Raw genomic sequence first — 12,683 nt, forward strand, 5'->3', positions numbered from 1 at the left:
TGCGGGTGGAGCCGGAGTCGCCGGGTCCGCGGGTGCGGACCCGGCGACTCGCGACGGTCACGACGTGACGAGCTGCGCCTCCACGTAGTCGAGCCCGGCGAGGTACCCGGTCGACGCGGCGGCCTTGCCGGTCACCGTCAGGGTGAGCGTGTGCCGGCCCGCCGTCAGCTCCCGCTGGCCGTAGTCGATCGGGTCGCTGACCACAACCTCCGGCGAGTGGTACGCGTCGAACGCCGCACCGATCTGGGTGCCGTCGATCGCCACCGTGTTGACGCCGTAGTCCTGCGCCAGCGTCTGCACCAGGCTCAGCCGGTAGGTGCCGGTCGTCGGAACGGTGAACGCCACGGTGACGCTCCGGTTCGGCGCGTCCGGCCGGAACCAGAGCTGAGCGCTCTGCGACCAGTGCACGCCGCAGCAGTCGCCCTGGACGTCGGCCGGCCCCTCGGCGGTCACCGCCGGCAGCGTCGACTCGCCCTCGATCCGCAGCGTGCTACCGGTGCTGGCGGAGTCGACAGCCGAGTACGACCCGGCGTTGCCCGCGGCGTCGACCGCGCGCACCCGGTAGTACCAGGTCTCGTGCAGGCCCAACCCGCCGTGCTCGAAGCTCGACCGGCTCGTGGTGCCGACCCGGTTCTCCGGTCCGGGCTTGAAGCCCGCCTTGCGGGAGGCGAAGACCTCGTAGCGCGGCGCGTAGACGTCGTCCTCGGCCGACTGCCAGGTCAACGACACGGCGTTGGTCGTCCCGCTGGTGGCGGTGAGCCCCTTCACGTCACCCGGCCGGGTGTGGTCGGTGAACGGGTCGACCAGGCTGAGCGCCGCGTACCGGGCCGCGGACCAGGCCGGAGCGTCCTTGGTGGGGGTCAGGGTGACCGTCACCTTCGACTTGCCGGCGGTGAGCGCCGCCGGCAGGCGGAACTCGTCGTCGAGCCAGCGGTGGGAGCCGTTGCCCAGGGGCTGGGACCAGATGCCCGCGTCCCGCCCGTCGACCCGGACGGCCACCGACTGGTGCGCGGCGGCCTGGTCGGCGAGCCGGCGCAGGACCGCGCCGTTGTTGTGGCGGTCGAGCTCCACCCGGAACCCGATCGGGGTGGTGGAGGCGCGGGTGTCGTCGGTGACCGGTCGGGGCGTGCCGTCGTCGCCCTCGAAGGTCGCGGTGAGCGCCTCCCGGGCGCCGCCGCCGGTGTACCCGTGGGCGGCCTCGCTCGCCGCGTTGCCGACGTCGACGCTGTCCGTCCACCGCTGCCCGAGGGTGTCCTGGCCGTACCAGTACGCGGTCGAGCCGTACCGGGCCGGATCCTGGTCGCCGGGGCCGTGCTCGATGCCGAACCGCAGGCCGGTCGAGAAGGAGATCGACTCGGCCACCATGAGCCGGTACGCGCCGGTGCAGTCGTACTGGCAGCCGTAGTCGGCGACCTCGTGGGCGGGGTTGCCGTTCGTGGGAGCGTTGAAGGTGCCGTGGTTGAAGTACCAGCCGGCCTCGTAGAAGTCCTCGGTGCCGGTGCCGTGGATGCTCGGGCTCTGCGCGCCGTCCACGTAGACCCGCTCGTCACCCTCCAGGTAGTTGCGCTGGTTACCGGCGGGGATGTGCCCCTCCATCGTCTGCGTGACGCCCACGAACTTGCCGCGGCCGGCCGCGTCGAGGAAGAGGTGGTCGGCGCCGGGGACGGTGTCGGCGCTGTTCGCCGTGGCCCGGAAGTAGCCGGCGTCGCCGGTGGGCCGCAGGGCCGCCGCCCACTTCGCCGACCGGGCGGTGGTCACCGTGGCGGTCGACGACTTGATCGGCACGTTCGAGCCGTTGCGCAGCTCGACGGTGTAGCGCTCCCGGTAGGGCATCGGCCACCAGGCCGAGAGGGTCGAGGTGGCCGGGTCGACGGCGAACATCAGGGACCGGACCTCGTGCAGCCCGAGACCGGTGCCGAAGAACTCGCCGAGCGGCGCGTCGACGGTGGTCTTCCCGTCGAACGCGATCCGCAGCCGGGTCTGGCGCAGCACCGCGTCGGAGGCGGCGATCGCCGCCTTGCGTTCGACGTCCGCCGGGTAGGACATGGTGTTGGTGCCCTGCCAGCTCTGCGCGGTGATCTTGTAGTCGTGCGCGGCCTCGGCGTCGGTGTGGGCCGGCCCGAGGTCCAGCGTGTCGGTACGCTTCGCCGTGCCCGCGACCAGGCTGTCCACCCAGTAGGTGAACTCGTTGACGTCCAGGTCGGACGAGATGAACTCGGTGCCGATGGTGATCTTCGACTTGCCGGCCGTGGCGCTGGCCGGCAGCTCGACGCTCTGGTCCTGCCAGGTGCCGAAGGGCAGGAGAGCGTTGGCCGGCCACTCGCCGACCGCCACCCCGTCGACCAGGATCCGCGCCCGCTGGTTTCCGATGTGCGGGTCGAACCGGCGGGTGAGCCGTACGCCCGTGTTGGCCGGGTCGACGGCGACGGTGAACTGGCTGCCGCCGCCGGCGCCGAAGGCGCGGCCGTCGTCGGCGATCGGCTGCGGTGCTCCGACGAGCTGCGGGATCCGCAGCGTGAGGCCGGTGACCGCGCCGGGGCCGTCCCCGCCGGCGAGCGTCGCGCGACCGCCGGCCGGTACCGAGAACGTGTGCTCGACCGTCTTCGCACCCGGCTCGGCGCGCTTCGGGTCGCGGGTGCCGGCCGCCTTGAGCTGCTCGACGACGTCCAGTGCCCGGTCGGCCGGGTCGAAGGTGCGGACGCCCTCGGCGCTGGTGAACTTGCGGTAGGCCACGTGGTAGAAGACCGGGTTCTTCTCGGTGGTGACCCGCATCGAGCTGCGGTACGTCATGGGCGCCTTGATGTAGACGCCCCCGGAGCTCTGCGCCGCGTTCGCGACGACCGGGTAGACGAAGGGGGCGCCGAGCTTGCCGTCGACGACGTCCTGGATCTTCGCGTCGAGCACCGTCCGGCCGTCGAGGACAACCTTGATCTTGCCGGTGGCGGAGACGTTGCCCTCGTCCCGGGTGAACCAGATCGAGTCGATCTCGCCGGCGCCGGCGGCCTCGGCGATGACACAGCCCTCCGCGGTGGTGCTCAGGCAGGAGTACTGGCCCGAGAAGCCGTCGTCGTTGCCGCCGCTGCGGTCGAAGCTGGAGAACTGGTAGGCACGGGAGCCGTCGGTGAGGTTCGGGAGCCGGTCGAGCTGCCGGTAGACGTCCCAGCCGACGGGTCCGTTGGCGGTCGGGCCGGGCGTGGCCGCGGCCGGTCCGGAGAGACCGACGACGGCGGAGCCGGCGATGAGGGTCACCGCGGCGGCGGCGCGGAGCAAGCGCCGTCGGGCAGGGGTTCGTGGCGCGCGAGTGGTGGGTGTCATGAATCGCCTTCCACATCGGTGGGTGGGGCGGGCCGGGGGTGGCAGGACAAGGAATCGATTTCTCGCTGCAGTAGCGATCAGGTTAGGCAGCCTCGACGCGGCGGTCAATCCTCAATGACCAAATCCCAGGTGGACGGGGATCTACGTTGACAGCTGGCCAGCCCGCTTCTATGGTCCTCGATCAGAACTGAGCAAACGATTTCTCGTTGTCGACGCACGCCGCCGTCGCGGCGACCTGGGAGGCCCCATGCCCGAGCGTCCACCGTGCCGGATCCCTCGGCGCCGGCAGGACCACCACACCGGCGGGCGGCGCGGCGGCCGGCCGGGCCACCGCGCGCTGTCGATCGGTGACTGGTTGTGCCGGCGCGGGCGTATCCTCGTTACCTTGACTTCCGAGGTGACAGCGGGGCGGGTGCGGCCTCCGGTCACGTCGGCGGGCGACCGGGCAGCCGGCGCCAACCGACAGCGACCGGAATGCCCGTGACGATTCCGTCATTATCCGCCCGTAGGATGCCGGGTCCCGTCCCCGCAGCGGGCCGAGCACCTCCGTGAAAGTTCAGCTCGTCGTAGGAATCAACCGGATGGAGGCGAATGGCGACGATCTATGACGTGGCACGGCAGGCCCAGGTCTCACCCGCGACGGTGTCGCGGGTCCTGAACGGACGTACCACTGTCGATCCAGCCATGGCTGCGCGGGTGCACCAGGCGATGCGGGACCTCGACTACCGTCCCAACGCCGTCGCCCGTAACCTGCGCCTGAGCCAGACCAGCCTCTGGGCGGTCATCATTTCCGACATCGGGAACCCGTTCTTCACCTCCATGGTGCGCGGGGTGGAGGACGTTGCACAGGGCGCCGGCTACTCCGTCGTCCTGTGCAACAGCGACGAGGATCCGGAGAAGGAGTCCCGGTACATCGCGGCCGCCCTGGCCGAACGGATGGCCGGCGTCATCATCTCCACCTCCGGCCGGTCGACAGCCATCAACCGGCTGGTCGAAGCGCGCATCCCGGTCGTCGCGATCGACCGTCAACTGCGCGGCGTCACCATCGACACGGTGCTCGTCGACAACGTGCAGGGGGCCGAGATGGCCACCACCCACCTGCTCGACAACGGCTACCAGCGGGTCGCCTGCATCACCGGTCCGCGTCGCATCTCCACCGCCTCCCAGCGGCTCCGCGGCTACCAGCGCGCCCTGCGGGCCGCCGGCCGCGAGGTGAGCGACGGCCTGGTCCGCTACGCGGACTTCCGCGAGGAGGGCGGCTACCAGGCCATGGCCTCGCTGCTCGACAGCGACAACCCGCCCGACAGCGTCTTCGCGACCAACAACCTGATGACCGTCGGCGCCGTCGAGTGCCTCGTCGACCGCGGCGTGCGGGTGCCGGCGTCGTTCGGAGTGGTCGGGTTCGACGACATTCCCTGGGCCCACCTGGTCAAGCCCTCACTGAGCACCGTCTCGCAGCCCACGTACGACCTCGGGCGGGCCGCCGCGGTGCTGCTCACCGAGCGGATCGCCAACCCGACGCGACCGCCGTCGACAGTCACCCTGAGCACCGGTCTACAGGTACGGGAGAGCTCCAGCCGCGCGAGCTGACCGGCGCACCGGCCGACCACCGGTCGCCTCGGCGGAGCCGTCGTACCGCCGGGGCGAGTCGCGGGTTGCAGGGCGGGGAGCCTGCCCCCAGTACACCAGGCCCCCCGCCCCGTCATCGGCCGGCCACCGCCGCCGGCACTGACACGCCGGTGTGCCCCCGACCCGTCCGATCGGGGGCACACCGGCACGCGCTGTCTCCCGGTGGAGCCGGGCCTACAGGTCGACCTCGCCGCAGAGGTGCACGTGGAGGCCGAGCTCGGCGAACATGGCGGCCTTCACCCGCAACGCCCGGTCGGCGGTCTCCCGGTCGGGCGCGTACGCGACGTTGGCGTGGTTGGCCTTGTGGCGGGCCATCAGCTGGTCACGACCCACCCCGTGCAGCACCGCGTGCATGATCGGCCACTGCGGGTTGGTGGACTCCAGACGGCGCCGGGTCTCCTCCTCGGGCAGCTCGACGACGGTCCCCCGGCCCAGGTCGACGTGGAGCGCGCCGTCCATGATGAACACCCGCGACCAGACGATCTCCCCCGGCTTCGAGACGCCGCTCAGCGTGCCGCCGCCGAGCGGGAAGAACATCGGCGGCTGCCGCATGCTGTACGACTTGTCGTACCCGCCGTTGTGCGAGGCGGGCACCGAGCCGGAGATCTCGAAGACCCAGACGAAGTCGTCGCCGTACTGCTCGCCCCAGCGGATGTCGTGCAGGGTCGTCGCCGGGTCCAGCCCCATGGCGGTCCAGATGCGGTTCGTGACCAGCGAATCCACGGCCACGCCCTCGTCGACCTCGTTGAAGTGCGGCAGCGGCGCTCCCGCGTACAGCTCCCGGCTGCCGTCCCGGCTGAGCACCGGCGGCCGCTGCACGTTGTTCAGCAGGCCCTCGGCGAGGTCGCTGGCCGGGACGGTGTCCTTCAGGCCCTGCTGGTACTGGATCCCGACCGCGTCCAGGCCGAAGTCGTCGGAGATGCGCAGGGCCGCGATGTACATCTTGAACTGGCTCGTGAGCTGGGCGTCGGTGAGCTCGGTGGCCTCGTCGGTGCCGGTGTGGAAGGTCATCCCGGCCTCGTCCAGCCAGCGGCGGACCGCGTGGGCCTCCTCGTCCGGGACGCGCGCCATCTCCGCGACGAGCGCGCTCTGCGAGAGCCGCTCCTTGTAGATGCCGAGGGGGTTGATCAGCTCGTCGTCGAAGATCGCGTTGTACATCCCCATGCAGCCCTCGTCGAAGACGCCGATGATCGCCTTCTCCCGGGCCAGCTGGGTGGCGAGGGCCCGGCCGAGCTCGACCTCCGCGTCGTCGGGAAGGGCGGGCAGGTCCCGTACGTGGCTGGTGTCGTGGCGAAGCTCGCCGGTCGCCAGCCAGGTGCGCAGCCCCTCGACCGCCCACTCGTCGGTGAAGTCCTTGCTCCACAGCGCCGAGTGCTTCACCCCGGCCTTGGTGAGGCTCGCCGTCAGGTTGAGCAGACCGACCAGCCCGGGGAACTCGCCGCTCCAGTTGGCCACGATGAGGATGGGACCGCGGTGGCTGCGCAGGCCGGCGAGCACGTGGTGGCTGTACTGCCAGACCGCCTCGACCACGATCAGCGGCGCGTCCACGGGGAGCTGCTTGAAGACCTCGATGCCGGCGCGCTGGCTGTCGATGAAGCCGTGGCCCTTGTCCGGGTCGAACGCGTGGCCGCGCTCCACCTTCCAGTCGAGCGCGGTGACGGCCGCCGCGAGGTCGGCCTCCAGCTGCTGCTGGGTGGGCCAGCAGGTGACGTTCGCGCTCGGCCGGAGATCGCCGCTGGCCACTGTGTAGACGGTGCCGGGTGCCGCCGACGGCGGATCGGCCAACAGGGGCAGCTGGTAACTGGTCATGGGGCGACTCCTTCGGTGCCTCGGTTGTCGCTGGCCTCCGGCGAACCGGTGGCCAGGAGACGGACCTGACGTGCAGCGAGCGCGTGCGCGACCCGCTTGGAACTCGTGTACAGCTCGCGGTAGAGCCCGTAGAGCTCGTCGTAGTCGGCGGCGAGCTCACGCCGGGGCGTCCGGATCTCCTTGACGGGGTTCCAGGTCTCGATCGAGACGTCCCACCTCGTCCGGGCGGCGAGGAAGGCCGCGCCGTAGCTCGCGCCGATCGTCTGCGACGGGATCACCTGGTCGCGCCCGGTGACGTCCGAGACGATCTGGGTCCAGAGGCCACCCTGGGTGCCGCCGCCGACCGCGACGACGCGCCGGATGTCGCCGCCACTGGCCTCGATCGTCTCGATGTTGTGCCGTACCCCGAGACCTGTCGCCTCGAGCGCCGCCCGGTACAGGTCGCCGCGGGTGTGCGAGACGGTGAGGCCGGCGAGGATGCCGCGTGCCTCCGGATCGAGGATGGGGGTGCGCTCGCCGGCGAAGTAGGGCAGCATCAGCAGCCCTCCCGCGCCCGGGCCGGAGCTCTCGGCCAGCCGGAGCAGCTCCGGGTAGTCGGGCGAGCCGAAGAGCTCACGCAGCCAGGACGTGATCGCGCCGGAGGTGGCGAGGCCGCCGGCGAGGTTACGGGTGCCGGGCAGCGCGCCCACCGTCCCCCACAGCGACGGGTTCGTCAGGGGGGCCGCGACCGTGTGGACCAGGAACATCGTGGTGCCGTACATCAGCATCAGGTCGCCGACGCCCTGGGCGCCGACGCTGATCGCCTCCGCCCAGGCGTCGATGGTGCCGGTGATGACCGGAATGCCCGCCGGCAGGCCGGCCTCGGTCGCGGCGCGCTCCGTGACGACCCCGGCCACCTCACCGGGCCAGCTCAGCGGGGGCAGGACGAGGTCGGGTGCGACCTGCGCGGCCCACGGCGCGTACCAGTCCTGGTCCTCGGTGTCGTAGAGCGGTGTGCACTGGCTCGCCGAGTGCTGGTCGAGCACGTACCGGTCGGTGAGCTGCACGACGAGCCACGAGCTGGGCATGAAGAGCCGGCGCGCCCGGCCGAAGAGTTCGGGTTCGTTCTCGGCCACCCAGGCGACCTTCGCCCCCGCCGCCTGGCTGGAGAGCGCCGAGCCGCAGCGGCGCAGGATCTCCTCCGGGCCGAACCGGTCGTTGAGGCGGGCGATCTGGGCGGTCGACCGGGTGTCGACGCCGTACAGGATGGCCGGACGCAGCGGAACGTTGGCGTCGTCGGTGAGCAGCACGCAGGGTCCCATGCCGCTCACGCCGACGGCCACGACCTCGGCGTCACCGGGTGCCAGCAGTTCGCGGCTGAGCGAGACGAACTCCTGCCACCAGATGTCGGCGTCCATCTCCACCCAGCCGGGTCGGGGACGGCTCACCTCGTGCGAGCGGCTGGCCGAGCGGACGACCCGACCCTCGGCGTCCACGAGGACGCCCTTGCTGCTCGAGGTGCCGATGTCGACGCCCAGCACCGTCGCAACCTTCATGGCGCCACTGTTCCAGCAATCGATTTCCGAATCAAGAGCGGGCCCGGAACCGCGCTCCCCCACCATCGGCTGGCAACGGGCTGCGGGGAGGGTGTTAGTGCTGGTAGATCGCGTCGGTGCCGGCGCATCGATGGCCGGCTAACGCTGAGAAATCGTTAACTCGGTTCAGGAGACACCGCTCTCGCGCCGCCGCGTTCGGGGGCGCGTCGGGCCGGGCGGCCGGGCCGGCGGGCTCGATGTGCGCCGAAACGTACGCCGACCGTCCCCGCGTCGCCATCTGGCAGCAAGCTTCGTCAAGAGAATCGGTCGCGATAGTTTTCTTCACAGTCCTGAAGGGACCGTCGCATGCCCAATCTCCATCGGCGCGCCTTCCTCGGGTTGACCGGCGCCGCCGGAGCCGGGGTGGCCGCCGCCATCGCCGGCTTCTCCGACGCACCGGCGTGGGCCGACCCGTCGTTCGCCGACAATCCGTTCACGCTCGGCGTCGCCTCCGGTGACCCACTGCCCGACGGGGTGGTCCTCTGGACCCGGCTCGCGCCGGACCCGCTCGCCGTCGACGGCCTCGGCGGCATGCCGCGACGGGTCGTCCCGGTCACCTGGCAGGTCGCCGAGGACGAACGCTTCCGCCGGGTGGTACGCGCCGGCGCGGATCGGGCCACGCCGGAGCTCGGCCATTCGGTACACGTCGAGGTCAGCCGGCTGCGCCCGGACCGGGAGTACTACTACCGGTTCCGGGTGGGCAATCAGCTGAGCCCGGTCGGCCGGACCCGCACGGCGCCCGCGTACGGCGCGGACCGGCGGCGGCTCTCCTTCGGCTTCGTGTCGTGCCAGAACCTGCCGGCCGGCTACTTCACGGCCTACCGGCACATGGCGGAGGAGGACCTCGACCTGGTCCTGCACCTGGGCGACTACATCTACGAGGGCCCGTCCGCCGGCACCATCGGCCGCGCGCACCTGCCCGCCACCGAGATCTTCTCGTTGGCGGACTACCGCATCCGCCACTCGCAGTACAAGACCGACGCCGACCTGCAGCTGGCGCACGCCCGGTTCCCCTGGGCGGTCACCTGGGACGACCACGAGGTGGAGAACAACTACGCGGACGGAACCTCGGAGGATGCCGCGCAGTCGCCGGAGGACTTCCTCCGCCGCCGCGCGGTCGCCTACCAGGCGTACTACGAGCACATGCCGCTGCGCCGGATCAGCATCCCGCACGGCCCGGACATGCGGCTCTACCGCCGGCTCAGGTACGGCAACCTCGCCGAGTTCAACATCCTGGACGGTCGGCAGTACCGCTCCGACCAGGTGCCGACCGGCTCGGACGACCCGTCGCGGACAATGCTCGGCAACGCGCAGGAGAAGTGGCTGCTCGACGGCATGTCCGCCTCGCGGGCCCGCTGGAACGTGCTCGGCAACCAGACCGTCATCGCCGAGGCCGACCGGGACCCGGGCCCCGGCAAGACGCTCTCCGACGACAACTGGAGCGGCTACCCGGCGGCCCGGCAGCGCCTCTTCGACGGCGTGGTCGAACGCCGGGTCGAGAACATGGTCGTCGTCACCGGAGACGCCCACTGCAGCATGGTCGCGGAGCTGAAGCAGAACTTCGACGACCAGTCGTCCCGGACCGTAGGCGTCGAGTTCCTCGGCACCTCGATCACCTCCGGCGGCGACGGCGCCGACATGGACGGCCGCGGCACCGAGTGGCTCGCCAGCAACCCGCACATGAAGTTCTACAACGCCAAGCGCGGCTACGTCCGGTGCCAGCTGGACCACCGCCAGTGGCGTACCGACTACCGAGTCGTGCCGTTCGTGACCGAGCAGGGCGCGCCGGTGTCCACCCGCGCCAGCTTCGTCGTGGAGAGCGGCCGCCCCGGAGTCCAGGTCGACACCACCGAGGCGTGAGCCGGGGTCGCCCGGGTCGCCGTCCGTCCGGCGGCCCGGGCGCTCCCTTCGCACGCGCCTAGGCTGGGGCGATGGAGCTCGAGTTCAGCGGCGAGATCTGGTTCTGGCGGGGACCGGCGCCCTGGCACTTCGTCACCGTGCCGGTGCCGGAGTGCCGCGAGTTGGCCGCGACGGCCTCGGCGGTGAGCTACGGCTGGGGCATGATCCCGGTCACCGCCCGCATCGGCACGACCAGTTGGGCCACCTCCCTGTTCCCGAAGGACGGGCGCTACCTCGTGCCGGTGCGCACCTCGGTACGCAAGGCCGAGGGGCTCGAGGTGGGTGAGACGGTGACCGTACGGCTCACCGTGGACGGCTGAGTCACCGCGGCGAGCGGGAAGCGGCGGCCGGGTAGCGGCGGCCGGGCGGAGCACGCTCGGCCGCTCCTGATTGCGCTGCGTAGTTCCGGCACTGCGCACACCCAGCGTCACCATGCGCGGGCGGCGGCCAGCACCACTTCGGACGCTTTGCTCTGCACCCCGATACGCACCACGCCGCTGAGCTGCCACTTCTCCATCGGGGCCACCTGCCCCCCCCCCGGCCGAAACCGTGACCTTCGGTAACTGGCGCGTATGAGGGTGCAGAGCAAAGCGTCCGAGAGGGTACGCCCGGAGGGGCGGCCGATGTCGCCCTGCGTGATGACGCCGCCGGTGGCATGAACGCTCTTGCGAAGACCGCCCGCCCGGAACCGGTACGCCGGCCGCTCGCGGCGCGCCTACCTCCGGATGAGATGAGGCAGCGGAACGGCCGTCGGCCCCGTGCGCTGGGAAATCATCCGGGCGCACGGGGCCGACGGCACCGGTCGCGTCAGCGGACGCGGACGAAGACCGGGTTCGAGTAGAACCACAGGTCGTCCCACGGGCTCTCCAGCCCGTCGGCGAGCGGCTCCATCTCGTCGGTGCTGGTCCCCCGCACCCGGGCGTACATGTCCTGCTCGACGTCGCGCAGGGTGTGCCGGATGACGTACTCGGCACCCTGCCGACGCCAGTCGCGGGGGCCGAACCGGGCGACGACCTTGGTCGTCGGGTTGGTGTCGGCGTTCACGTCGGCGCTCGGGCCGGTGATCTTGCCGACGATGAGGTCGACCCGCCGGACCTGCGGACGGTCGCCGTGGGCGTTCACGCCGTCGAGCGGGCGGAACCGGATCTCGATCTCGACGTCCCGCCGGCTCCGGCGGCTCACCGTGATGGTCTCGCCCATCTCGGCCTTCTGGCCCTGGGAGCCGGCGGTGAGGTCGAGGCTGCGGATCAGGTCACCGGTGCCGACCCAGATCCGGCCGCTGCGCAGGCCGTCCATGATGTCGCCGTAGTCCTGCCGGGCCAGCACGTGCGTCTTGCTGTACTCGCCGGGCCAGAAGTCGGAGCCACCGCGCGTCCAGTGCACGTGCGAGTCGGAGGTGGCGGTGATCCACCAGCGCCGCCCCTCACCGAGCAGCGAGTCCCAGAGGCCACCGACGCGGGCGGTCATCTGGTCGAAGCCGCCATGGGTCGGGTAGTTGCCGTAGCCACCCCGAGCCCCACCGTTGAGCGGCCCCGCCTGGTGCCCGGGCGCGCCCTCGAAACCGATGTAGACGTCCGGCGCGACGTTGTTGCCGTTGCGGAACTCGCGCGGGGTGTCCTGGCCGTACACGCCGAGCCCCGGCGCGGACCGGGACGCGTGGTGCGCGATCACGATCGGCTTGAGCGGCATGCCCCGGGCGACCTTGAGGAACTCGATCATCTTGGCCTCGGTGTCGCGGCCAGGGTCGTTGGGGAAGGCGTCGAACTTGGCGAAGCGGCTCTCCAGCTCGAAGAGCTGCTTCGCCTCGTCCTCGTGACGCGGGATCATCAGCGTGTGGTGGTCGAGCGACGGGGTGTCGAACTCCATGCCCCAGAACTGGAGCACCTCCGGCACCAGTTTGCGGGAGAGCAGCAGGTCGGGGTAGGCCTGCTCCAGGTTGACCTTCGAGTGCGTGGGGCCACCGTGGTCGGTGCACATCGCCCAGGTCAGGCCGAAGTTCTTGGCCATGATCGCGTTGGTCACGATCGGGTAGACCGCGTCGGCACCCTTGTGGAAGGTGGGCGGGTTCGTCGAGGTGTCGAACTCGCCGCTGTACTCGGAGTGGACGTGGTGGTCGCCGGCCCGCCACACCCGGTTGCGGGAGTCGCCCGGCTTCTTGCCGCGCTCCTCCTCCTCGTCGGCGAAGGCCGCGGTGGAGCCCACCACCGGGCTGGCGGCGGCCAGCGTCGCGCCGATACCGGCGTACTTGACCAGCTTCCGCCGCGAGAGCCGGGACTCAGCCTGCTCCAGATCCTTGTCCGTCAAGACGAAGCGCTCCTCGGTCCAGCAGTTACCTCTGTCGAGAGGCAGCCTCGACAAGCGCGCTGAATCAGGGTTGTACGCAAGAGGGGGTTCCGGTGAACAGCATCGCGTCGATCTCTTAAGCCGGACCATCGACCAGCGGCTCTGCCCGGGAGG

At 71.2% G+C, this 12,683-nt stretch carries 7 protein-coding genes; 3 read left to right on the forward strand and 4 right to left on the reverse strand.

The window, feature by feature from the left end; genetic code table 11:
- Positions 1 to 57 precede the first annotated feature (57 nt).
- Positions 58 to 3,315: a DUF2961 domain-containing protein gene (locus D7147_RS27265; RefSeq protein WP_120682674.1), complete on the reverse strand. Its 3,258-nt coding sequence runs from the start codon at positions 3,313 to 3,315 to the stop codon at positions 58 to 60.
- Positions 3,316 to 3,906: 591 nt separating this feature from the next.
- Here D7147_RS27265 and D7147_RS27270 point away from each other — a divergent pair.
- The gene (locus D7147_RS27270) at positions 3,907 to 4,905 is read left to right on the forward strand and encodes a LacI family DNA-binding transcriptional regulator (protein WP_120682676.1); all 999 of its coding nucleotides are present in this window, start codon (positions 3,907 to 3,909) and stop codon (positions 4,903 to 4,905) included.
- 213 nt (positions 4,906 to 5,118) lie between these two features.
- On the opposite strand, the gene D7147_RS27275 is transcribed toward D7147_RS27270, so the two are convergent.
- Both D7147_RS27275 and D7147_RS27280 read right to left on the reverse strand, forming a co-directional pair.
- Entirely contained in the window at positions 5,119 to 6,753 is a 1,635-nt protein-coding gene (locus D7147_RS27275; RefSeq protein WP_120682678.1) for a fucose isomerase, read from the reverse strand.
- Positions 6,750 to 8,288 carry an FGGY-family carbohydrate kinase gene (locus D7147_RS27280; RefSeq protein ID WP_120682680.1) on the reverse strand — a complete coding sequence of 513 codons (1,539 nt, stop codon included), beginning with the start codon at positions 8,286 to 8,288 and terminating at the stop codon, positions 6,750 to 6,752. The genes D7147_RS27275 and D7147_RS27280 overlap by 4 nt, the downstream gene beginning before the upstream one ends.
- Positions 8,289 to 8,633: 345 nt before the next feature.
- On the opposite strand from D7147_RS27280, the gene D7147_RS27285 reads away from it, so the two are divergent.
- Entirely contained in the window at positions 8,634 to 10,187 is a 1,554-nt protein-coding gene (locus tag D7147_RS27285; RefSeq protein ID WP_120682682.1) for an alkaline phosphatase D family protein, read from the forward strand.
- Between the two features lie 71 nt (positions 10,188 to 10,258).
- Positions 10,259 to 10,546 carry a DUF1905 domain-containing protein gene (locus tag D7147_RS27290; protein WP_120682684.1) on the forward strand — a complete coding sequence of 96 codons (288 nt, stop codon included), beginning with the start codon at positions 10,259 to 10,261 and terminating at the stop codon, positions 10,544 to 10,546.
- A 487-nt stretch (positions 10,547 to 11,033) separates the two neighbouring features.
- Here the strand turns inward: D7147_RS27290 and D7147_RS27295 are convergent, their stop codons facing one another.
- Complete coding sequence (locus tag D7147_RS27295; protein WP_120682686.1) at positions 11,034 to 12,530, reverse strand: CehA/McbA family metallohydrolase domain-containing protein; 1,497 nt, start codon at positions 12,528 to 12,530, stop codon at positions 11,034 to 11,036.
- Between the last annotated feature and the right edge of the window lie 153 nt (positions 12,531 to 12,683).

The sequence above is a fragment of the Micromonospora musae genome, assembly GCF_003626545.1.
In the GTDB taxonomy this organism is placed as follows: domain Bacteria; phylum Actinomycetota; class Actinomycetes; order Mycobacteriales; family Micromonosporaceae; genus Micromonospora; species Micromonospora musae.

What these genes read in the sequence shown, in the direction of transcription:
- D7147_RS27265 (WP_120682674.1), bottom strand. Translation starts at nt 3,315, where the DNA reads ATGACACCCACCACTCGCGCGCCACGAACCCCTGCCCGACGGCGCTTG.
- D7147_RS27270 (WP_120682676.1), top strand. Translation starts at nt 3,907, where the DNA reads ATGGCGACGATCTATGACGTGGCACGGCAGGCCCAGGTCTCACCCGCG.
- D7147_RS27275 (WP_120682678.1), bottom strand. Translation starts at nt 6,753, where the DNA reads ATGACCAGTTACCAGCTGCCCCTGTTGGCCGATCCGCCGTCGGCGGCA.
- D7147_RS27280 (WP_120682680.1), bottom strand. Translation starts at nt 8,288, where the DNA reads ATGAAGGTTGCGACGGTGCTGGGCGTCGACATCGGCACCTCGAGCAGC.
- D7147_RS27285 (WP_120682682.1), top strand. Translation starts at nt 8,634, where the DNA reads ATGCCCAATCTCCATCGGCGCGCCTTCCTCGGGTTGACCGGCGCCGCC.
- D7147_RS27290 (WP_120682684.1), top strand. Translation starts at nt 10,259, where the DNA reads ATGGAGCTCGAGTTCAGCGGCGAGATCTGGTTCTGGCGGGGACCGGCG.